20 protein-coding genes are annotated in these 19,750 nt (G+C 69.5%); 7 read left to right on the top strand and 13 right to left on the bottom strand.

The genetic code is table 11. The features are described 5' to 3' along the window. The first annotated feature begins 231 nt into the window (after window positions 1-231). Window positions 232-1,350 carry a 3-deoxy-7-phosphoheptulonate synthase gene (locus tag QZV97_RS07175; protein ID WP_295640612.1) on the top strand — a complete coding sequence of 373 codons (1,119 nt, stop codon included), beginning with the start codon at window positions 232-234 and terminating at the stop codon, window positions 1,348-1,350. 153 nt (window positions 1,351-1,503) lie between these two features. Beyond that, complete coding sequence (locus QZV97_RS07170; protein ID WP_295640610.1) at window positions 1,504-1,809, top strand: hypothetical protein; 306 nt, start codon at window positions 1,504-1,506, stop codon at window positions 1,807-1,809. Between the two features lie 12 nt (window positions 1,810-1,821). Here QZV97_RS07170 and QZV97_RS07165 read toward each other — a convergent pair whose 3' ends face one another. After that, on the bottom strand, window positions 1,822-2,400 hold the full coding sequence (locus QZV97_RS07165) for a cob(I)yrinic acid a,c-diamide adenosyltransferase (RefSeq protein ID WP_295640608.1): 579 nt from the start codon (window positions 2,398-2,400) through the stop codon (window positions 1,822-1,824). Between the two features lie 141 nt (window positions 2,401-2,541). Between QZV97_RS07165 and QZV97_RS07160 the strand changes: the two genes are divergently transcribed. Genes QZV97_RS07160 through QZV97_RS07150 form a run of 3 tightly spaced genes read left to right on the top strand, consistent with a single transcriptional unit; the run spans window position 2,542 to window position 5,149 of the window. Beyond that, window positions 2,542-3,168 carry a twin-arginine translocation signal domain-containing protein gene (locus QZV97_RS07160; RefSeq protein ID WP_295640606.1) on the top strand — a complete coding sequence of 209 codons (627 nt, stop codon included), beginning with the start codon at window positions 2,542-2,544 and terminating at the stop codon, window positions 3,166-3,168. A 36-nt stretch (window positions 3,169-3,204) separates the two neighbouring features. Then, window positions 3,205-4,773, top strand: a complete 1,569-nt coding sequence (locus QZV97_RS07155; RefSeq protein ID WP_295640604.1) for a GMC family oxidoreductase — start codon at window positions 3,205-3,207, stop codon at window positions 4,771-4,773. 34 nt (window positions 4,774-4,807) lie between these two features. Next, window positions 4,808-5,149 carry a ribbon-helix-helix domain-containing protein gene (locus tag QZV97_RS07150; RefSeq protein ID WP_295640602.1) on the top strand — a complete coding sequence of 114 codons (342 nt, stop codon included), beginning with the start codon at window positions 4,808-4,810 and terminating at the stop codon, window positions 5,147-5,149. 20 nt (window positions 5,150-5,169) lie between these two features. Here the strand turns inward: QZV97_RS07150 and QZV97_RS07145 are convergent, their stop codons facing one another. Further along, a complete protein-coding gene (locus QZV97_RS07145) occupies window positions 5,170-5,679 on the bottom strand; it encodes a TlpA disulfide reductase family protein (protein WP_295640600.1) in 510 nt (169 codons plus the stop codon). Between the two features lie 170 nt (window positions 5,680-5,849). Here QZV97_RS07145 and QZV97_RS07140 point away from each other — a divergent pair, with 170 nt between their 5' ends. Both QZV97_RS07140 and QZV97_RS07135 read left to right on the top strand, forming a co-directional pair. Then, the gene (locus QZV97_RS07140) at window positions 5,850-7,265 is read left to right on the top strand and encodes an FAD-linked oxidase C-terminal domain-containing protein (RefSeq protein WP_295640598.1); all 1,416 of its coding nucleotides are present in this window, start codon (window positions 5,850-5,852) and stop codon (window positions 7,263-7,265) included. Between the two features lie 79 nt (window positions 7,266-7,344). After that, the gene (locus QZV97_RS07135; RefSeq protein ID WP_295640596.1) at window positions 7,345-7,890 is read left to right on the top strand and encodes a hypothetical protein; all 546 of its coding nucleotides are present in this window, start codon (window positions 7,345-7,347) and stop codon (window positions 7,888-7,890) included. 21 nt (window positions 7,891-7,911) lie between these two features. Here the strand turns inward: QZV97_RS07135 and QZV97_RS07130 are convergent, their stop codons facing one another. From QZV97_RS07130 to QZV97_RS07080, 11 genes are all read right to left on the bottom strand, one after another. Continuing rightward, window positions 7,912-8,964 carry a sensor domain-containing diguanylate cyclase gene (locus QZV97_RS07130; RefSeq protein ID WP_295640594.1) on the bottom strand — a complete coding sequence of 351 codons (1,053 nt, stop codon included), beginning with the start codon at window positions 8,962-8,964 and terminating at the stop codon, window positions 7,912-7,914. Between the two features lie 106 nt (window positions 8,965-9,070). Next, window positions 9,071-10,696 carry a SpoVR family protein gene (locus QZV97_RS07125; RefSeq protein ID WP_295640592.1) on the bottom strand — a complete coding sequence of 542 codons (1,626 nt, stop codon included), beginning with the start codon at window positions 10,694-10,696 and terminating at the stop codon, window positions 9,071-9,073. After that, the gene (locus QZV97_RS07120) at window positions 10,693-12,009 is read right to left on the bottom strand and encodes a YeaH/YhbH family protein (protein ID WP_295640590.1); all 1,317 of its coding nucleotides are present in this window, start codon (window positions 12,007-12,009) and stop codon (window positions 10,693-10,695) included. Before QZV97_RS07120 ends, QZV97_RS07125 begins: the two co-directional genes overlap by 4 nt. Before the next feature lie 31 nt (window positions 12,010-12,040). Further along, window positions 12,041-13,963, bottom strand: a complete 1,923-nt coding sequence (locus QZV97_RS07115) for a PrkA family serine protein kinase (protein ID WP_295640588.1) — start codon at window positions 13,961-13,963, stop codon at window positions 12,041-12,043. Between the two features lie 362 nt (window positions 13,964-14,325). Continuing rightward, window positions 14,326-15,231, bottom strand: coding sequence for a ParB/RepB/Spo0J family partition protein (locus tag QZV97_RS07110; protein ID WP_295640586.1), 906 nt, complete (start codon window positions 15,229-15,231; stop codon window positions 14,326-14,328). A gap of 54 nt (window positions 15,232-15,285) precedes the next feature. Then, window positions 15,286-15,831, bottom strand: coding sequence for an alpha/beta hydrolase (locus tag QZV97_RS07105; protein WP_295640584.1), 546 nt, complete (start codon window positions 15,829-15,831; stop codon window positions 15,286-15,288). 8 nt (window positions 15,832-15,839) lie between these two features. Then, window positions 15,840-17,381 carry a S41 family peptidase gene (locus QZV97_RS07100; RefSeq protein WP_295640582.1) on the bottom strand — a complete coding sequence of 514 codons (1,542 nt, stop codon included), beginning with the start codon at window positions 17,379-17,381 and terminating at the stop codon, window positions 15,840-15,842. A 100-nt stretch (window positions 17,382-17,481) separates the two neighbouring features. Next, window positions 17,482-18,276, bottom strand: coding sequence for a GNAT family N-acetyltransferase (locus tag QZV97_RS07095; RefSeq protein WP_295640580.1), 795 nt, complete (start codon window positions 18,274-18,276; stop codon window positions 17,482-17,484). A 21-nt stretch (window positions 18,277-18,297) separates the two neighbouring features. After that, the gene (locus tag QZV97_RS07090) at window positions 18,298-19,071 is read right to left on the bottom strand and encodes an AAA family ATPase (protein ID WP_295640578.1); all 774 of its coding nucleotides are present in this window, start codon (window positions 19,069-19,071) and stop codon (window positions 18,298-18,300) included. Window positions 19,072-19,085: 14 nt separating this feature from the next. Next, entirely contained in the window at window positions 19,086-19,502 is a 417-nt protein-coding gene (locus QZV97_RS07085) for a type II toxin-antitoxin system VapC family toxin (RefSeq protein WP_295640576.1), read from the bottom strand. Continuing rightward, on the bottom strand, window positions 19,499-19,747 hold the full coding sequence (locus QZV97_RS07080) for a type II toxin-antitoxin system prevent-host-death family antitoxin (RefSeq protein ID WP_295640574.1): 249 nt from the start codon (window positions 19,745-19,747) through the stop codon (window positions 19,499-19,501). The genes QZV97_RS07085 and QZV97_RS07080 overlap by 4 nt, the downstream gene beginning before the upstream one ends. Between the last annotated feature and the right edge of the window lie 3 nt (window positions 19,748-19,750).

Genomic DNA, 19,750 nt, shown 5'->3' with positions numbered 1-19,750 from the left:
GCGCGGGCGCAACAGCGCGCGGCCGTGGCGCCGACCCCGTGCTACATTCCAGCGTATGCGCTCGAACGCCTACTTTTTTGCGTACTTCTGGTTCTCGCACCGCCCCGGCGGAGGAGAGGCCAGCGCTTAAGACGCAGCGCAGCCGAATCCCCAAACCGCCGGGCCTCCCCCGGCGGTTTTTTTTCGTCCGCACGCCCTCACGAACCCCGATCCGCCACTGGAGAAGCCCCGATGAATGCCCTGTCCGCCAATGTCCCCGAGGGATGGGCACCGCCCGCCGACAAGACCAGCCAGACCGACGACGAGCGCATCGAGGACGTGATGCCGCTGCCGCCGCCCGAACACCTGATCCGCTTCTTCCCGGTGCGCGGTACGGCGGTCGAGGAGCTGGTGGTCAGCACCCGGCGCCGCATCCGCGACATCATGAACGGCCAGGACGACCGCCTGCTGGTCATCATGGGACCGTGCTCGATCCACGACCCGGCGGCCGCGATCGAGTACGCCCGCAAGCTCAGGGTCCAGCGCGAGAAGCACGCAGGCGAGCTCGAGGTGGTGATGCGCGTCTACTTCGAGAAGCCGCGCACGACGGTCGGCTGGAAGGGACTGATCAACGACCCCTACCTCGACGAGAGCTTCCGCATCGACGAGGGCCTGCGCATCGCGCGCCAGCTGCTGCTCGAGATCGGCCGGCTGGGCCTGCCGGCGGGCAGCGAGTTCCTCGACGTGATCTCGCCGCAGTACATCGGCGACCTGATCTCCTGGGGCGCGATCGGCGCCCGCACCACCGAGAGCCAGGTGCATCGCGAGCTGGCCTCGGGCATCAGCGCGCCGATCGGCTTCAAGAACGGCACCGACGGCAACCTGCGGATCGCCGTCGACGCGATCCAGTCGGCGAGCCGCCCGCACCACTTCCTGTCGGTGCACAAGAACGGCCAGGTCGCGATCGTCGAGACCCGCGGCAACAAGGACTGCCACGTCATCCTGCGCGGTGGCAAGGCGCCGAACTACGACGCAGCCAGCGTCGGCGCGGCCTGCGCCGAACTGGCCAAGGCCGGCCTGCCCGCGACGCTGATGGTCGACTGCTCGCATGCCAACAGCAGCAAGCAGCACCAGAAGCAGCTCGACGTGGCGCGTGACATCGCCGGGCAGACTGCCGGCGGCAGCCGTCAGGTCTTCGGGGTGATGGTCGAGAGCCATCTGCAGGCCGGTGCCCAGAAGTTCAGCGCCGGCAGGGACGACCCGACCCAGCTGGCCTACGGCCAGAGCATCACCGACGCGTGCATCGGCTGGGACGATTCGCTGGAGGTGCTGGACATCCTGGCCGCAGCGGTCCGGGCGCGTCGCGGCTGAGCTTGACGTTCAGCAACAAAGTGAGCGTGTGCTATCGCAAGTAAGCAAGACAGGTCTTCGGGTAACGCAGGCAAGGCCCGGCAAGAGTGCTGGCCTCAGGGGGCATTGGCGGCTGCAATGAGGGTTCCCGCAATCGATCCGAAAGGACAGACGATGACTCGCACTCGCACCATGCAAGCCCAGGCCCGACGCATCCTCGGCGTGACGGTGGCCGCCTTCTCGGTGGCCGGCGCCGCGGTGGCCCAGGCTCAGACCACGATGCCGGCGGCCAAGCCGGCCGACGCCACGGCCCAGGCCGCCTTCAAGCGCGCCGATGCCAACAGCGACGGCAAGCTGAGCCCCTCGGAGGCCGTCGCCCTGCCGGCCATCGCCGCGCGCTTCGAGGCGCTGGACACCGACAAGGACGGCATGCTCAGCAGCACCGAGTTCGCGCTCGGCTACCAGGCGCCGGCCAAGTAGGGCAGCGCGGCGTCAGCCCGAAGCTTCCAGCTTCGGGCTGCGCCAATAGACGTCGTCGCCGCCCAGGCCGTCGAGATTGGCGCGGTTCAACACCCGCGCCAGCACGAACAGCAGGTCGCTCAGGCGATTCAGATACTGGCGCGCCGCCTCGCGCACCGCGCCACTTTCCGCGTTGGCCAGGGCCACCACGGCACGCTCGGCACGACGCGCGACGGTCCGCCCGACGTGCGCGATCGCCGCGCTGCGGGTGCCGGCCGGCAGGATGAATTCCTGCAGCCGCGGCAGTTGCGCGTTGTGCTCGGCCAGCGCGGCATCGAGCGCCGCCACGGCCTCGTCCTTCAGCAGCGCATAGCCCGGGATCGACAGTTCTCCGCCCAGGTTGAAGAGCTCGTGCTGGATCGTCACCAGCAAGGCCCGCACCGCATCCGGCAGCGGCTCGCAGAGCAGCAGGCCGAGCGTCGAGTTCAGCTCGTCGACGTCGCCCATGGCCTGCACGCGCAGGTGGTCCTTGGGGACGCGACTGCCGTCGCCCAACCCGGTGGTGCCGTCGTCGCCGGTGCGGGTGGCGATCTGCGTCAGTCGATTGGCCATGCGGTCATCGTAGCAGCGGCCTGCGGACGAACGGGCGACCCTGGTAGGTAGCCAACTATCACCCGCCCCGCGAAGGCTGGTGCAATACTGATTCGCAGGCCCGGCATCGACATGGGCCACGAAGAACACAGGAGACAAGGCATGAAGATCGTCCCCATCCTCGGGGATGCCGTGGCGTTCGCGAGCTGCGACGACGCACCGGCATCCGCTCCCAAGCTCCCCCTGCCGCTGGCCCGGCGCGAGTTCCTCAAGGGCTCGGGCGTGCTGATCGGCAGCCTGGCCGTCGGCAGCCCGCTCGCAGCGCTGGCGCCTTCGACGGTCTGGGCCGTCGAGCTCAAGACGCTGAGCAAGGCCGAGGGCGAGGCACTGATGAAGCTGGGCCGCACCCTGTACCCACACCGCAAGCTGCCCGATGCGGTCTATGCGCTCCTCGCCAAGGACCTGGACGGCGCGGCCTCGTCCGACCCGGCGACGGCCACGTTGCTGCGCGAGGGCATCGCCGGCCTGAACCGGGCCAGCGGTGGATTCGCCAGGGCCAACGAGGCCAAGCGACTGGCTGCGGTCAAGGCCATCGAGGGCAGCCCCTTCTTCGGCAAGGTGCGTGGCCAGTGCGTGACCTCGCTGTACGACAACGACATGGCGTTCACCGCGCTGGGCTATCCCGGGTCGGCCTGGGAGAAGGGCGGCTACATCACGCGCGGCTTCCAGGACCTGAAGTGGCTGCCGGCGCCGCCCGAAGCCGCCAGTCCGAAGCCCTACTTCGGCTGAGCCCGCGAGCGCCCCAGAACGACACGGAGACAGGACATGGCCAAGTTCGAGCAAACCGACGACTCGGTCGTCGTCATCATCGGCTCCGGCGCCGGCGGCGGCACGCTGGCCAACGAGCTGTGCCAGAAGGGCATCAAGGTCGTGGTGCTGGAGGCCGGTGCCGTGCAGTCGCCGGCCAGCTTCATCAACGACGAATGGAAGTCCTTCGGCCAGCTGGCCTGGCTCGACCCGCGAACGACCTCCGGCTCATGGCGCGTGGCCAAGGACTTCGCCGGCCTGCCGGCGTGGATCTGCAAGACCGTCGGCGGCACGACCACGCACTGGGCCGGCGCCTCGCTGCGCCTGCAGGAGCACGAGTTCCGCGTCAAGACCGTCTATGGCGGCATCCCGGGCGCGAACCTGATGGACTGGCCGCTGACGCTGAAGGAGCTGGAGCCCTGGTACGCCAAGGCCGAAGACAAGATGGGCGTCACGCGCACGCACGGCATCCCCGGCCTGCCCGGCAACAACAACTTCAAGGTCTTCCACGCCGGCGCGAAGAAGCTCGGCTACAAGGACGTGCACACCGGCAACATGGCCATCAACAGCCAGCCGCGCGACGGCCGCGGCCGTTGCATGCAGCTGGGCTTCTGCTTCCAGGGCTGCAAGAGCGGCGCGAAGTGGTCCACGCTCTACACCGAGCTGCCCAAGGCCGAGGCGACCGGTCAGCTCGACCTGCGGCCGGAGTCGCACGTGTCACGCATCGAGCACGACGACAGCGGCAAGGTCACCGGCGTCGTCTACTTCGACAAGGCCGGCAAGGAGCAGCGCCAGAAAGCCCGCATCGTCTGCGTCGCCGGCAACTCGATCGAGACGCCGCGGCTGCTGTTGCTGTCGGCCTCGAACAAGTTCAAGGACGGGCTGGCGAACAGTTCCGGCCAGGTCGGTCGCAACTACATGCGCCACATGACGGGCTCGGTCTACGCGGCTTTCAAGCAGCCGGTGCACATGTACCGCGGCACGACGATGGCAGGCATCGTGCGCGACGAGGCCGGCCACGACACGCAGCGCGGCTTCGCCGGCGGCTACGAGATGGAGACGCTGGCTCTCGGCGTGCCCTTCATGGCGGCCTTCCTCAACCCGGGCGGCTGGGGCGCGGACTTCACGTGGTGGATGGAGCGCTACGAGAACCTGGCCGGCATGTGGCTGGTCGGCGAAGACATGCCGCGCGAGACCAATCGTGTGACGCTGAACCCGAACGTGAAAGACAAGTACGGCAACGCGGCGCCCAACGTCCACTTCGACGACCACGACAACGACGTCGCGATGCGCAACCACGCCTTCCAGCAGGGCGAGCGCATCTACCAGGCGGCCGGCGCGGTCAAGACCTTCCGTACGCCGCCGTATCCGTCGACGCACAACCTCGGCACCTGCCGCATGGGCGCCAGCGCGAAGGACAGCGTCTGCAACGCCTACGGCCAGACGCACGACATCGGCAACCTCTTCATCTCGGACGGCAGCCAGTTCACGACCGGCGGCGCGGAGAACCCCACGCTGACCATCGTGACCCTCGCGATCCGTCAGGCCGACTACATCGCCAGGCAGATGACGGCACGAACGATCTGATCCGCCGCGGCAGCCCGCCCGCCAGGAGACCCGCATGTGCGAATTCTTCGTCAAGGCCGACCCCATCCTCTACGAATCGCGCTCGCGCACGATCCGCATCCATGGCGTGCTGACCAGCATCCGGCTCGAGAACATGGTCTGGGACACGCTGGCCGAGATGGCTCTCGAGGAGAGCTGCACCACCAACAGCCTCATCGCCACCTTCCACGACGAGATCCTGGCGCACCGCGGCGAGGTGCCGAACTTCGCCTCCTTCCTGCGCGTCACGGCCATGCGCTACCTGCGCCGCAAGCTCACCCAGCGCAGCGAGGCCGACGCCGCGGCGGCGCCGACCCGGGCCCGGTCGGCGGTGGTTCCGCTGGCAGCCCGTCCCTGAAGCCGCACGCCGGCCGCCGCCTAGGGCAACAGTTCGGCCACGCGGTCCCAGGCCTCGGTCGGAATGCGGCCGTTGAAGCGCTCGACAACGCGGCCCTCGCGGTCGAGCACGAAGGTGGCCGGCAGTTGCCCGACCGCGCCGAAGCCATCGCGGTGACCGGGTTCGGCGCGCCACAGGCTCGGGAATCGGGACGTCGTCGGCACGATGCGCTCCAGCAGCTTCTCGTAGTCCACCACGTCCTGCCGCAGCGGATCGGTCGCGACGAGCACCAGCTCGAAAGGCTTGCCGCGCCAGCCGGCGTAGTTGGCGCGCAGCTCAGGCAGCGTGTCCCGGCACACGGCGCAGGCCGTGGACCAGAACACGACCATGACCACCTTGCCACGCTGGGTGACCAGATCGAAGGGCTTGCCGTCGAGACCCCGGCCATCGATGCGGGCCGTGGGCGTCGTCTGCGCCGTCGCCAGCGTCGCCGCGCCCAGCAGCAAGCTCGCGACGATGACTTGAATGAATCGCTGCAGCGGAATCCACATGGGCTCTCCAGGTCCGGCGGGCCACATGACCCGATGACCCTGAGTCGTCGTGACCTGCCTGAGCCTTGCAGCCCGCGCGACCCGCCCGGGTGCCGGCGGCGCGCTATCGTGAGGTCCGCCACATGTTCCTAGAATCGGTCGCGCGTCGCGAGCCGTCGCCAGGAGATGCCATGAATGCCCCCGCCGACCTGATGCCTCGACTCGATCCGCGCCCGGTGCCGCCGGCACTGATCGACGCGCTGAAGGCGCGTTTCGGCGATCGCTGCTCCACGGCCCGCGCGGTGCGCGAGCAGCATGGCCGCGACGAGTCGCCGTTCGACGTGCCGCCGCCCGACATCGTGGTGTTCGCCGCCAGCACCGACGAGGTCGCATTCACGGTGGCGCTGGCGCAGCAGCACGGCGTGCCGGTGATCCCCTTCGGCGTCGGCTCCTCGCTCGAGGGGCACCTGCTGGCGGTGCAGGGCGGGGTCAGCATCGACCTGTCGCGCATGGACCAGGTGCTGCGCGTCAACGCCGAGGACCTGACCGTCACGGTGCAGGCCGGCGTGACGCGCAAGCAGCTCAACGAGGCGATCCGCCACGAAGGCCTGTTCTTTCCGATCGACCCCGGCGCCGACGCCTCGATCGGCGGCATGGCGGCCACGCGCGCCAGCGGGACGAACGCGGTGCGCTACGGCACCATGCGCGAGAACGTCCTCGGCCTGACGGTCGTGACGGCCAGCGGCGAAGTGGTCCGCACCGGCACGCGGGCCCGCAAGTCCTCGGCCGGCTACGACCTGACGCGGCTCTTCGTCGGCAGCGAGGGCACGCTCGGCGTCATGACCGAGATCACGCTCAAGCTCTATCCGCTGCCCGAGGCCATCAGCGCCGCGGTCTGCCACTTCCCGTCGGTCGATGCGGCGGTTCGCACGACGATCCAGGTGATCCAGCTCGGCGTGCCGATCGCGCGCTGCGAGCTGCTCGATGCGCACGCGGTGCGCGCGGTCAATGCCCACGACCGGCTCGGCCTGCGCGAGGCCCCGATGCTGCTGATGGAGTTCCATGGCAGCGCCGCCGGCGTGCAGGAGCAGGCCCAGGTCGTCCAGGACATCGCGGCCGAGTTCGGCGGCGAAGGCTTCGAGTGGGCGACGACGCCCGAGGCACGCACACGGCTGTGGACTGCACGCCATCACGCCTATCTGTCGGCCCTGCAGACGCGACCGGGCTGCCGCGCGGTGACCACCGACTGCTGCGTGCCGATCTCGCGCCTGGCCGAATGCATCGATGCGACCGTCGCCGAGGTCGATGCGAGCGGCCTGCCCTACTTCATCGTCGGCCATGTCGGCGACGGCAACTTCCACGTCGGCTACCTGATCGACCCGGCCCAGCCTGCCGAGCGGGAAACCGCCGAGCGCCTGAACCGGCAGCTGGTGGCCCGCGCCTTGCAACTCGAAGGCACCTGCACCGGCGAGCACGGCATCGGCCTGCACAAGATGGGCTTCCTGCTCGACGAGGCCGGTGCCGGCGGCGTGGCGCTGATGCGCGAGATCAAGCGTGCGCTGGACCCCCGCAACATCATGAATCCGGGCAAAATCTTCGAGCTCTGAAGTACCGCGGGTCTTCCACCGCAACACCTGCTTGCGAAGGCGAGCGCCACAGCGCCGATGACTGGAGTACACCGACGCCATGAACACATCGGCCTTCGTCGCCCTCGCATTGACCCGTCCGAGCCTGGTCGGGGCCCTGGCCCCGTCGTCGCGCCGCCTGGCTCGAGCCATGGCCGAGCAGGTCGGTGACCCCGACGCGCTGATCGAGCTCGGTGCCGGCACCGGCGCGGTCACGGCCGCACTGCGCGATGCCGTCCCCGAGCGGCCGCTGCTCGCGGTCGAGCTGCAGCCCGATCTCGCGGCCGGCCTCAAACGCCGCTTCCCCGATGTCGACGTGGCCTGCGCGCCTGCGCACGAGGTGCTGGCCGATCACGATGCGCCGGACGACACGGTGCTCGTGTCCTCGCTGCCCTTTCGCAGCCTGCCCGAGCCGCTGCGCGGCATCACGCAGCGCGCCCTGATCGGCTTCCTCGAGTCGCATCCGGCACGCCGCCTGGTGCAGTACACCTACCAGCCGCGTGCGCCCTTCGAGTTGCCGGCCGACACGCGCCTGCGCTGGTCGCTGCGCGAGGTCATCTGGGGCAATCTGCCGCCGGCGGGGGTGTGGGTCCTGGGTCCCGGCTAGCAGCGGCCCGCGTCGTCAGGGTCAGCCGGCGACGCACACCTCCACGCAGTTGCGGCCCTGCGCCTTCGCGCGCGTCAGCGCCCGGTGCGCGCGCTCGGCCAGCGAGGCCGCCTCGACGTCGCCCTCGCGCAGGCTCACCGCCACGCCGATGCTCACCGTCAAGGGCTCGCTGGCCCAGACCACGTGGCCCAGGGCCTGCCGCATGCGCTCGGCCGCGGCCGTCGCACCGCTGATGTCGGTGGCCGGCAGCAGCACGCTGAACTCGCCGGCCCCGCAATGCGCCAGCACGTCGTGCGCGCGCAGCGTGCCCTCCAGCGCACCGGCGACCTGCTGCAGCGCCCCGTCGCCGCCGGCGTGGCCGTGCAGGTCGTTGAAGTGCTTGAAGCGATCGACGTCGATGGCGAGCAGCGCGAGGCTGCCACCGTGGCGGCTCCAGCGTGCCCACTCCTCGGCCAGTCGCCGTTCGAAGGCCGTGCGGTTCCACGCGCCGGTCACTTCGTCGGTGTTGCCCTGCAGCTCCAGCAAGGCCTGGGCGCGGCGCAGTTCCAGCTGCGCCACCGCCTGATCGGCCAGCAGTTGCAGCGCGTGCTGCTGGCGTGCCGACAGCGCGCGCGGTGCGTGATCCAGCACGCACAGCGTGCCGACGGCCCAGCCCTGCGGCGTGACGAGCGGCACGCCCGCGTACAGGTGCCAGCCCGCCGCAGCGCCGAGCGCCGGGTGCGCGGCAAAGCGCGGATCGCCGGCCGGGTCGACGAGCATCGGCCGGTCGTCGGCCTGCTCGATGGCCTGCGCGCAGGGCGCATGGGCGCGCGGCACGCTGTCGCGGTCGAAGCCGAGCTGGGCCTTGAACCACAGCCGGTCCTGGTCCACCAGCGACAGCAGCGCGGCCTCGGTCTGGCAGATGCACGCCGCCAGTTCGGTGATCGCGTCGAAGGCCGGCTCAGGCTCGGTGTCGAGCACACCGTAGCGATACAGCGCCGCCAGCCGCTGCGACTCGGCCTCCGCCCACGCGGCAGGCGCCATCGCGGCGCCGGGCAAGGCGGCGGTCGCGGCCTCGGTCAGGGTCTGGGCCATCGCTGTCTCCTCTGCACATCCGCGCCGCCGCCACGGCAGCGCTGCCTCGATGCACGCCGACGGGCTCTGCGGCCCGCTCTCCGTCACTGCCCGGTGCGGGCGTCGCTCACTGGCGCGACGCGGGCACGGTCCAACGCTTGGTGGTCTCGCCCGCGCCGTCGACGCTCTCGAGGTGCACGTCGAAGCCCCACAGCCGGGCCACGTGCTTGAGCACCTCGGTCGTCTGGTCGTTCAGCGGCCGGTTGTTGTGCTGGGTGTGGCGCAGCAGCAGCGAGCGATCGCCGCGCAGGTCGACGTTCCAGACCTGGATGTTGGGTTCACGCTGGCCGAGGTCGTACTGCCGCGACAAGGCCTCGCGCAGCCGGCGATAGCCGGTCTCGTCGTGGATGGCCGAGATCTCGAGCTCGTCTTCCTGCTCGTCGTCGAGCACCGCGAACAGGCGCAGCTCGCGCATCATGCGCGGCGACAGGTACTGGCCGATGAAGCTCTCGTCCTTGAAGTTGCGCATGGCATGGTCGATCGTCGCCAGCCAGTCGCCGCCGGCGATCTCGGGGAACCAGCTGCGGTCCTCGTCGGTCGGGGCCTCGCAGATGCGCTTGAGATCGTTGTACATCGCGAAGCCCAGCGCATACGGATTGATGCCGTTGTAGGCCGGATGGCCGACCGGCGGCTGGTAGACGACGTTGGTGTGAGACTTCAGCCACTCGACCATCATCCCGTCGCCGAGGTGGCCGTCGTCATACATCGTGTTGAGCAGCTTGTGGTGCCAGAAGGTCGCCCAGCCCTCGTTCATCACCTGGGTCTGGCGCTGCGGGTAGAAGTACTGCGCGACCTTGCGCACGATGCGCACGATCTCGCGCTGCCAGGGTTCGAGCAGCGGGGCGTTCTTCTCGATGAAGTAGAGCAGGTTCTCCTGCGGCTCGTCGGGGAAGCGGCGCGCATCGGCTTCCTCGGCGGCGCGCTCCTTGCCGCGTGGCAGCGTGCGCCACATGTCGTTGACCTGCTGCTGCGCATAGGCCTCGCGCTCGGTGCGGCGCGCCTGCTCCTGCGCCAGCGACAGCCTGGTCGGCCGGCGGTAGCGGTCGACACCGTGGTTCATCAGCGCATGGCAGCTGTCGAGCAGGTCCTCGACGGCGTCGAGGCCGCGGCGCTCCTCGCATTCGGCGACGTAGTTCTTCGCGTAGACCAGGTAGTCGATGATCGACGACGCATCGGTCCACATGCGGAACAGGTAGTTGCCCTTGAAGAAGCTGTTGTGGCCGTAGGCGGCATGCGCGATCACCAGCGCCTGCATCGCCATCGAGTTCTCCTCCATCAGGTAGCTGATGCAGGGGTTGGAGTTGATGACGATCTCGTAGGCCAGGCCCATGTAGCCGCGGCGGTAGTTCTTCTCCGTCGCGATGAACTCCTTGCCGTAGCTCCAGTGGCGGTAGTTCACCGGCATGCCGACCGACGCGTAGGCGTCCATCATCTGCTCGGCGGTGATGATCTCGAGCTGGTTGGGGTAGGTGTCCAGGCCGTAGCTGGCCGCGGTGCGGCGGATCACCTCGTGGTACTGGTCGATGTGCTCGAAGCTCCAGTCGCTGGTGCTCGGCAACTGCTGGGCGGCGCGCGGCCGAGGGCGGATGTCGCGGGCGGCGCGCACCGGCGCCGCGGCGGCCGTGGCCGCGAGGTCGGCGACGGTGAAGAGGTCGTGCGTGGCCTCCGGCCCCGCACCGGCTTTGCGGCTCATGTCGCCCCCTCCTTCTTGAACAGGTCGCGGAACACCGGATAGATCTGCGCCGGCTCCAGCACCTTGCGCATCGCGAAGTGCGGCTGCGTCGTGGCGATCTGCGAGTACTCCTCCCACAGGTTCTGCTCGGGCTCGGCGACCTGGACGTAGGCGAAGTAGCGGCACAGGGGCAGCAGCTGCTCGGCGACGATCTCGCGGCAGCGTCCGCTGTCGTGGTGCCAGTTGTCGCCGTCGCTGGCCTGCGCGCCGTAGATGTTCCACTCGCTGGTGGGGTAGCGCGCGCGGATGATCTCCTCCATCAGCACCAGCGCGCTCGACACCACCGTGCCGCCGGTCTCGGTGGAGTGGAAAAAGCCTTCCTCGTCGACCTCCTGCGCCTGCGTGTGATGGCGGATGAAGACGACGTCGATCTTCTCGTAGTGGCGCGTCAGGAAGAGGTACAGCAGGATGAAGAAGCGCTTGGACAGGTCCTTGCGGCCTTCGTCCATCGAGCCGGACACGTCCATCAGGCAGAACATCACCGCCCGCGTCGTCGGTACCGGCACCTTGACGCGGCTGCGGTAGCGCAGGTCGATCGGGTCGAGGTAGGGAATGCGGGCGACGCGCTGGCGCAGCTCGGCGATCTGCAGCTCGAGGGCCTTGATCTCGCGCTCGCGCAGCTCGTGGCCCGGGTCGAGGTCGGCCCACCCGCTCTCGGGTCGAGAGCGGCCGTGCTTCTTCAGGCCGGCGAGGTGCGACTCCAGGTGGCGCAGCTCGCGCCTCGAGTCGGCGCCCAGCGCGATGCGCCGGCCGATCGCGCCGCGCATCGAGCGCAGCACGTGCAGGTTGTTCTGCGTGCCGTCACTGGTGTAGCCGGCACGCTGGCTCTTGTAGTCGGGCACCTCGGCGAGCTGCGTCTTCACCAGGTTGGGCAAGGCCAGGTCGTCGAAGAAGACCTGCATGAACTCTTCCTTGCTGAGGTGGAAGACGAAGTCGTCCTCGCCCTCGCCGGAGTCGCTGGCCTGTCCGCCGCCCTTGCCGCCCCCGCCGCCCTCGGGCCGCTTGACGCGATCGCCCTTGACGTACTCCTTGTTGCCCGGATGGACCATCTCGCGGCGCCCGCCCTGGCCATGGCCGAACAGCGGCTCCGACACGTCGCGCTTGGGCAGCGTGATGTCCTCGCCCTGCTCGATGTCGCGGATGCCGCGGCCGCTGACCGCGCGGCGCACGGCTTCCTTGATCTGCGCCTTGTGACGACGCAGGAAGCGCTCGCGATTGCCGATCGACTTGTTCTTGCCGGCCAGCCGGCGATCGATGATCTGCTGCAGGGCCATGAAGTGCTCGTCGTCCTCCGGCGGTCAGCGGTCAGGAGCTTTTCCGCACCCGCAGGTACCACTCGCAGAGCAGCCGCACCTGCTTGGCGGTGTAGCCCTTCTGCACCATGCGGTTGACGAAGTCCTCGTGCTTCTTGGCTTCGTCGGCGCTGGCCTTGGCGTTGAAGCTGATGACGGGCAGCAGCTCCTCGGTGTTCGAGAACATCTTCTTCTCGATCACCGTGCGCAGCTTCTCGTAGCTGGTCCACAGCGGGTTCTTGCCCTGGTTGCCGGCGCGCGCGCGCAGCACGAAGTTGACGATCTCGTTGCGGAAGTCCTTCGGGTTGGCGATGCCGGCCGGCTTCTCGATCTTCTCGAGCTCGGCGTTCAGCGAGGCGCGGTCGAACACCTCGCCGGTGTCGGTGTCGCGGTACTCGTGGTCCTGGATCCAGTAGTCGGCGTAGGTGACGTAGCGGTCGAAGATATTCTGCCCGTACTCGGAGTAGCTCTCGAGGTACGCGGTCTGGATCTCCTTGCCGATGAACTCGGCGTAGCGCGCGCCCAGGTGCTCCTTGATGAAACCCAGGTACTTCTGCTCGGTCTCGGCGGGGAACTGCTCGCGCTCGATCTGCTGTTCCAGCACGTACATCAGGTGCACCGGGTTGGCGGCGATCTCGCTCGAGTCGAAGTTGAAGACCTTGGACAGGATCTTGAACGCGAAGCGCGTCGAGACGCCGCTCATGCCTTCGTCGACACCGGCGTAGTCGCGGTACTCCTGGTAGCTCTTGGCCTTGGGGTCGGTGTCCTTCAGGCTCTCGCCGTCGTAGACCAGCGCCTTGCTGAACAGCGACGAGTTCTCAGGCTCCTTCAGGCGCGACAGCACCGCGAACTGCGCCATCATCTTGAGCGTCCCCGGGGCGCATTTGGCGTCGGCGAGCGAGGAGCTGCGGATCAGCTTCTCGTAGATCTTGACCTCCTCGTTGATGCGCAGGCAGTACGGCACCTTGACGATGTAGATGCGGTCGAGGAAGGCCTCGTTGTTCTTGTTGTTGCGGAAGGTCTTCCACTCGCTCTCGTTGCTGTGCGCGAGCACGATGCCGTCGAACGGGATCGCGCCGAAACCTTCGGTGCCCTTGTAGTTGTTCTCCTGCGTCGCGGTCAGCAGCGGGTGCAGCACCTTGATCGGCGCCTTGAACATCTCGACGAACTCGAGCAGGCCCTGGTTGGCCAGGCACAGGCCGCCGGAGTAGCTGTACGCGTCCGGGTCGTCCTGCGCGAAGGTCTCGAGCTTGCGGATGTCGACCTTGCCGACCAGCGAGCTGATGTCCTGGTTGTTCTCGTCGCCCGGCTCGGTCTTGGCGACGCCGACCTGCTTGAGCACGCTCGGGTAGCGCTTCACCACCTTGAACTTGCGGATGTCGCCGCCGTACTCGTCGAGCCGCTTCACCGCCCAGGGCGACAGGATGCGGTTCAGGTAGCGACGCGGGATGCCGTATTCCTTCTCGAGGATGGGGCCGTCCTCGTCGGCGTTGAACAGGCCCAGCGGCGATTCGTTCACCGGAGACCCCTTCAGCGCATAGAAGGGCACGTGTTCCATCAGCTGCTTCAGACGCTCGGCGATCGAGCTCTTGCCGCCACCGACCGGGCCCAGCAGATAGAGGATCTGCTTCTTCTCTTCGAGACCCTGGGCCGCATGGCGGAAGTAGGAGACGACCTGCTCGATCGAGTCCTCCATGCCGTAGAACTCGGCGAAGGCCGGGTAGCGCTTGATGACCTTGTTGGCGAACAGCCGCGACAGCCGCGGGTCGTTGCGTGTGTCGACCAGTTCCGGCTCGCCGATCGCCTTGAGCATGCGCTCGGCGGCGGTCGAGTAGGCGACCGGGTCGCGCTTGCAGATCGCGAGGTAGTCCTCGAGGCTCAGTTCCTCTTCGCGGCTGCGCTCGTAGCGGGCGGCGAAACTGCTGATCACATCCATCGCGTCCTCCAATCCTGGGTCAGGAGGCGGCGTCGCCACGTGGTCGGCCGGGGGTGGAGGCCACTGTGCAGCGCTGCCTGTGGTTTCATCGATCGATCGGTGTCAACGATCATGCATCCTTGTCGTCCCCGAGGGCAACAGAAGCGGGGTCTTTGCCTGGCTGTCGGAACGATGCCCCATGAGGCCGGCCCTTGCAACTAGCATGCCCCTTTCCGGCGCTTCACGCCAGCCGTGGTCTGGGAGCCCCGGCGCGCGGGGGTGGTTCCGTCGATCGACGAACCGGCGTCTGTCTGCATCAACGCGCGACACGCGTCACGGGTTCACCGTCCCGCGCTGGCGCGGGTGTGACAGCGTGCGCGGGCTCAGCGGCCGGCGCGCAACTTGTCGAGAAGTCCCGACAACTCGTCGAGCGAGCCGAAGGCGATCGCCACTTCGCCCTGTTCGCCGCGCTTCGTGCGTTTCTTGACGCGCACCTCGACCGCTGCGGTCAGCAGGTCGGAGAGTTCTTCCTCGAGTCGCGTGATGTCGCGCGACTTGGCCTGCTTGCCGCGCAGCAGCTGGGTCTGCCGGCCGGGCGCGGCGGCGCGGGCCACCAGCTTCTCGGCATCGCGCACCGTCATGCGCCTGGCGACGACCTCGTGCGCGGAGGTGATCTGCGACGCCTTGTCCAGCGCCAGCAGCGCACGGGCGTGCCCCATGTCCAGGTCACCGGCCAGCAGCATCTGCTGCACCGGCTCTGCCAGGTTCAAGAGCCGCAGCAGGTTGCTGGCAGCGCTGCGCGATCGGCCGACGGCCTGGGCGGCCTGCTCGTGGCTCAGGCCGAACTCGTCGGTCAGTCGCTTGAGCCCCTGCGCCTCCTCGAGCGGGTTCAGGTCCTCGCGCTGCATGTTCTCGATCAGCGCCATCACCGCCGCCGACTCGTCGGGCACGTCCTTGACGAGCACCGGCACCTCGCCCAGCCCGGCCATCTGCGCGGCACGGTAGCGGCGCTCGCCGGCGATGATCTCGTAGCGGCCCTGCTTCGGGTCGCCCACCGGCCGCACCAGGATCGGCTGCATCACGCCCTGGCTGCGGATGCTGTCGGCCAGCTCCAGCAGCGAGGCTTCGTCCATGCGGGTGCGTGGCTGGTACTTGCCGGCCTGCAGGCGATCGAGCTTGAGCGCGCTCGGCGCGGCCTCGGCGGCCGACGCCGCCGGCTTGTCCTGCGCCTTGGGCCCGAGCAGGGCCTCGAGGCCGAGCCCCAGGCCTTTGGGTTTCTTGGTGACCATGCGCTTCATTGTCCCCGACAAGCGGGGCGGCTTGCGGGGCTCCGAGGCCGCCGCTCAGCGCAAGGCCGTCAGCAGCGACCGTCCCTCGGGCCAGTCGCCCAGCCCGGACTCGCCGTTGAGATGGCCGCGCGGTCCGGCGACGACGAGGCTGGCGCCCCAGGCCTCGGCCAGCGCGCCGGCCCGTTCAGCGCTGGAGTAGGGATCGTCGGTGCTGATCACGGTCGTGGCTGCGAACGGCAAGGGCCGCCGCGCGATCGGTCTCCAGCCGTGCAGCTGCGGCGGCATGTCCTCGCGCTCGACGTCCGGCGGCGCGACGAGCAGCGCGCCGCGCACGCGACCGGCCTGGCGGGTGTGCGCGGCCCAGGCCGCTACCAGGAGGCAGCCCAGGCTGTGGGCCACCAGCAGGACCGGCGGCTCGGACTCGAGCAGCACTTCTTCCAGCCGCGCCATCCAGTCGCCTCGGCGCGGCGTCATCCAGTCGCTCTGGTCGACGCGATGGTCGCCGTACAGCTGCTCCCAGCGGCTCTGCCAGTGGGCATCGCCCGAGTTCTGCCAGCCCGGCAGCAGCAGCACGCGCAGCGCAGCGGAAGACCCGGGCATGCGGCAGCTCAGCGCAGTTGCGGCGCGAAGATGCGGTTCTCGCGCGCCGGGCCGCGCAGCATCAGGCGCGCGCGCGCCGTCGTGCTGCCGGTCGTGACCGCGACCGGCGGCGCGCAGCTGCCGTTGGCGCGCAGGTACAGCGCCGCGGCCAGCTGGCCTTCGGTCGCGGCACCGAGCGGCTGGCTCAGGTCGTCCCCCGCTTCGCAGGCGGGCGCAAAGCCGTCGGCGTAGTCGCCGAAGCCCTTGTCGTTGACGCCCTGGAACTCGATCGGGAAGTAGGAGATGCCGCAGTTGTCGCGGGCGGTGAAGCCGTAGGGCTTGCCGCAGGTGCGGCCGCCGATCAGATGGACCTCGACATCGACGCCGCGCAGGCTGTTGACCAGCGACTCGCTGGCCGAGCAGGTCGAGCCGCTCGCCAGCACGTAGACGCGGCCGAGATCCAGCGTCGGCAGCGGCTGGACCGAGGTGCAGTTGAAGCTGCTGTTCAGCAGGCAGGAGACGTTGCGGAAGGGCTCGGTGACGTTCTCGGCGCTGCGCTTGTCGTTGTACCGGAGGCGCTCGAACGCCCTGCCGGCCGTGCGCGCCGGGCCGGCGATCATGTAGGCCAGCTCGCTGGCGATGTAGAGATAGCCGCCGCCGTTGTAGCGCAGGTCCAGCACCAGGTCGCTCACGCCGACCGCCGCCAGCGTCTGGACCGCGGCGATCAGCTGCGCCTCCGACGGGATCACGTGATCGTTGAACACGATGTAGCCGACGCGCTGGCCTCCGACGTCGAGAACCTGCGTCTGCAGCACGGGCTGCTTGACGATGTAGCCGGCCGTGAAGACCTGCGCCGGCAGGGCGCTGCCGTTGCGGCTGAAGTTGAAGCCATAGGTCCCCACGGCCGTCGGGAACAGGGCCGCGTTCAGCAACTCGACCCCGGCATCCGTGCCGTCGTCGGCCGACACCCCGTTGACCGACACCAGCGTGTCGCCGCGCTGCAGGCCGGCGTCCGCGGCCGGCGAACTGGGCTCGACGTAGGCGATGCGGATGTTGCGCGGCGGCGCCGCCGACTGCAGGCTCCACTCGATGCCGTAGCCGAGCGTGATGCCCGACTGCGAGAGCTGCCGCCACAGACGCGTCGGGTAAGTGAAGCTGAACTCGTCCTTGGCCCGTCCGCTGACGGTGACCTGCGGCGTCTTCAACGCCGCAAAGTAGTTGTCGATCGACGGGTAGAAGCCCGCGGCGGTGTCGGCGCTGAAGGAGGGCGCCGCTGCGTCGACGACCGGGATCTCGCGGTACCAGAGGTAGGCCGCGTCCATGTAGGCGCGCAGCCAGCGCTTCTCCGTCGCCAGGTCGCCGGGGCTGGTGGCTGCAGTCGCATCGAAGCGGAAGGGGTTGCTGGCCGAACAGTGCTGCGCGTCGGCCGACGCAGCGAGCGCCGGCGACGATGCGGCGCTCCCGCCGCCACCGCCTCCGCCGCAGCCGGCGACGAGAACGACCGTCGCCAGCGCAGCCCAGGCCCGCCGCGTGCCGGAGCTTGCCGATCGATCCGGTACTGCGTGCTGCATGGGAGGGTGGGTCTCGTCGTGGCGGTGGCCGGGCGCGATTCTAGGCAGTGCCTCGCACGCCGCGCCCCTCGGCTGCGGGGCGCCGCCCTTCCCGTCAGCGTCAGGCGAGCGCCGCATCGCTGCCGCGATAGTGGTAGGCGTAGGCGTCCTCGAAGCCGAGTCGGCGGTACAGCCTTCGGGCCGGGTCGTTGTCGGCGTCGACCTGCAGGTAGGCGCAGGCCGCCCCGCGAGACCGCGCGAGCGCCAGCAGGTGTGTGCACAGGGCCGTCGCCAGGCCCTGGCCGCGCGCGTCGGGCGCGGTGAAGACGTCGTAGAGGCCGACGAGGTCGTCCTCGATCGCCATCTGCCCGCAGGCCAGCGCCTGCCCGGCGCGCCTGAGCAGCACCCCGGTGTACGGCACCGGCGAGGCCCGCAGCCGCTCGGCATGCGCCTGCCGCTGCGCGAGCGGCGACCCGCGGAGCTGGCCGACGAAGTCGGCGAAGCTGCCGTGGCCCGGGGTCTCGAGCTCGCAGGCCGGCGGCAGCGCCATCGGCCGGGTCGGGTCGAGTCGCATGCGGACCATGACCCGCGTGTCGTCGAAGCGCGGCAGGCCGCGGGCCGCGAGTCGCGCATCCAGATCCGCCGGCTGCGAGAACGGTGTGATGCGCACGATGAACGGCAGCCCGGCCCGCGCGAAGCTCGCTTCGGCCCGCTGCAGCAGTTCCTCGAGCGGCAGGCGGCCCACCGCGAGCGCGTTCACGCAGCGTGCGCGCTTGGCCTTGCCGGGCGACAGCCGCAGCACCCAACCGCCCAGCACGCGCTGCTCGGGCGGGGCCGAGGCGTTGAGCCCGGCGTCCTCGATGCGCGCGAGCAGGCTGGCATCGAAGTCCAGCGACAGACCCGGCAGCGGCGGCACGTGCGAGGCCAGCGCCGCCTCCTAGCGCAGCTGGGCCACCCGCGCCACCATCTCGCGCGCAAACTCGACGAAGGCCTGCGCGCCCTTGGACTGCGGGTCGAACACGACCCCCGGCAAGCCATAGCTGGGGGCTTCGGCCAGGCGCACGTTGCGCGGGATGACGGTGTCGAAGACCTTGTCGCCGAAGTGCGCCTTCAGCTGTTCGCTGACCTGCTGCTGCAGCGTGATGCGCGGGTCGAACATCACGCGCAGCAGGCCGATGATCTGCAGCTCCGGATTGAGGTTCGCGTGGACCTGCTTGATGGTGTTGACCAGGTCCGACAGGCCCTCGAGCGCGAAGTACTCGCACTGCATCGGCACCACCACGCCGTGCGCGGAGCACAAGCCGTTCAGCGTCAGCAGGCTGAGCGAAGGCGGGCAATCGATGAGCACGAGGTCGTACTCGGCGTCCGTCGCCGCCAGCGCTGTCTTGAGCCGCTGGTCGCGCCGCTCGAGGGCCACCAGCTCGACCTCGGCGCCGGCCAGCTCGCGGTTCGCGCCGAGAACGTCGTAGCCCGCCTTGTCGGCGCGCCGCCGGGCTTCGGCGATCGACGCGGACTCCAGCAGCACGTCGTAGACGGACAGCTCCAGCGCGCGCTTGTCGATGCCCGAACCCATCGTGGCATTGCCCTGGGGATCGAGGTCGACCAGCAGCACGCGCTGCCCGACATGCGCCAGGCCGGCCGCGAGATTGACGGCGGTGGTCGTCTTGCCGACGCCGCCTTTCTGGTTGGCAATGCAGAAGATCTTGGCCATGCGTCGCGAGGGAGTCAGAGTTCGATCAGGTCGACGCCGCTGTCGCGCGCGGCGCGCTGCAGCTCGACGACGGGCGTGGCCAGCGGCAACCGGCGACGCATGGCCAGGTCCAGGTAGCAGGCCTCGTGCACGGCCAGGCCGTGCTGCCGCGCCAGATGCAGGGCGTCGTTCCAGTGCCGCGGCGTCGCGACGCCCTCGATGCTGATCGGCAGGCGCCCGACGCTGTCGACGACGCTGCTGACCTGCGCGGCGGTCATCCGCGCATCGCGCTCGGCCGCGAGCAGCAGCTTCGCGAGCTCGACGTGCCACACCGCCGGCACCACCGCGCCATCGCGGGCGACGCGGTCCAGCAGCGCATCGCCGGTCGCGCCGGGGCCGTCGGCAAAGCACCAGGCCAGCGCCGCGGCTGCGTCGAGCACCACGGCGCTCATGGGGCGCGATTCGGGCCGCGCAGGGCCTGCCAGTCGGCCGGACCCAGGTTCAAGCTGGCGCGCAGCTCGCGCAGCCGGGCCACGGCATCGGCCACCGACGGGTCGGCCGATGGCGCCGCGGGCAGCAAGCGCGCGACCGCCCGGCCGTGCCGCGTGATCACGAACTCTTCCCCATGCTCGACCCGTTCGAGCAGGGCCGAAAGATGGGTCTTGGCCTCGAAGGCGCCGACGCTGGAACGGGGCATAGC

The organism is uncultured Methylibium sp., assembly GCF_902826655.1.
Lineage (GTDB): Bacteria > Pseudomonadota > Gammaproteobacteria > Burkholderiales > Burkholderiaceae_C > Methylibium.
Note: the sequence above shows the minus strand (reverse complement) of the source record. Positions and strands in the feature narration are given on the sequence as shown.

Excerpts from the sequence above, each read along its gene's own strand:
- QZV97_RS07175 (WP_295640612.1), top strand. The coding sequence starts at position 232 with ATGAATGCCCTGTCCGCCAATGTCCCCGAGGGATGGGCACCGCCCGCC.
- QZV97_RS07170 (WP_295640610.1), top strand. The coding sequence starts at position 1,504 with ATGACTCGCACTCGCACCATGCAAGCCCAGGCCCGACGCATCCTCGGC.
- QZV97_RS07165 (WP_295640608.1), bottom strand. The coding sequence starts at position 2,400 with ATGGCCAATCGACTGACGCAGATCGCCACCCGCACCGGCGACGACGGC.
- QZV97_RS07160 (WP_295640606.1), top strand. The coding sequence starts at position 2,542 with ATGAAGATCGTCCCCATCCTCGGGGATGCCGTGGCGTTCGCGAGCTGC.
- QZV97_RS07155 (WP_295640604.1), top strand. The coding sequence starts at position 3,205 with ATGGCCAAGTTCGAGCAAACCGACGACTCGGTCGTCGTCATCATCGGC.
- QZV97_RS07150 (WP_295640602.1), top strand. The coding sequence starts at position 4,808 with ATGTGCGAATTCTTCGTCAAGGCCGACCCCATCCTCTACGAATCGCGC.
- QZV97_RS07145 (WP_295640600.1), bottom strand. The coding sequence starts at position 5,679 with ATGTGGATTCCGCTGCAGCGATTCATTCAAGTCATCGTCGCGAGCTTG.
- QZV97_RS07140 (WP_295640598.1), top strand. The coding sequence starts at position 5,850 with ATGAATGCCCCCGCCGACCTGATGCCTCGACTCGATCCGCGCCCGGTG.
- QZV97_RS07135 (WP_295640596.1), top strand. The coding sequence starts at position 7,345 with ATGAACACATCGGCCTTCGTCGCCCTCGCATTGACCCGTCCGAGCCTG.
- QZV97_RS07130 (WP_295640594.1), bottom strand. The coding sequence starts at position 8,964 with ATGGCCCAGACCCTGACCGAGGCCGCGACCGCCGCCTTGCCCGGCGCC.
- QZV97_RS07125 (WP_295640592.1), bottom strand. The coding sequence starts at position 10,696 with ATGAGCCGCAAAGCCGGTGCGGGGCCGGAGGCCACGCACGACCTCTTC.
- QZV97_RS07120 (WP_295640590.1), bottom strand. The coding sequence starts at position 12,009 with ATGGCCCTGCAGCAGATCATCGATCGCCGGCTGGCCGGCAAGAACAAG.
- QZV97_RS07115 (WP_295640588.1), bottom strand. The coding sequence starts at position 13,963 with ATGGATGTGATCAGCAGTTTCGCCGCCCGCTACGAGCGCAGCCGCGAA.
- QZV97_RS07110 (WP_295640586.1), bottom strand. The coding sequence starts at position 15,231 with ATGGTCACCAAGAAACCCAAAGGCCTGGGGCTCGGCCTCGAGGCCCTG.
- QZV97_RS07105 (WP_295640584.1), bottom strand. The coding sequence starts at position 15,831 with ATGCCCGGGTCTTCCGCTGCGCTGCGCGTGCTGCTGCTGCCGGGCTGG.
- QZV97_RS07100 (WP_295640582.1), bottom strand. The coding sequence starts at position 17,381 with ATGCAGCACGCAGTACCGGATCGATCGGCAAGCTCCGGCACGCGGCGG.
- QZV97_RS07090 (WP_295640578.1), bottom strand. The coding sequence starts at position 19,071 with ATGGCCAAGATCTTCTGCATTGCCAACCAGAAAGGCGGCGTCGGCAAG.
- QZV97_RS07085 (WP_295640576.1), bottom strand. The coding sequence starts at position 19,502 with ATGAGCGCCGTGGTGCTCGACGCAGCCGCGGCGCTGGCCTGGTGCTTT.
- QZV97_RS07080 (WP_295640574.1), bottom strand. The coding sequence starts at position 19,747 with ATGCCCCGTTCCAGCGTCGGCGCCTTCGAGGCCAAGACCCATCTTTCG.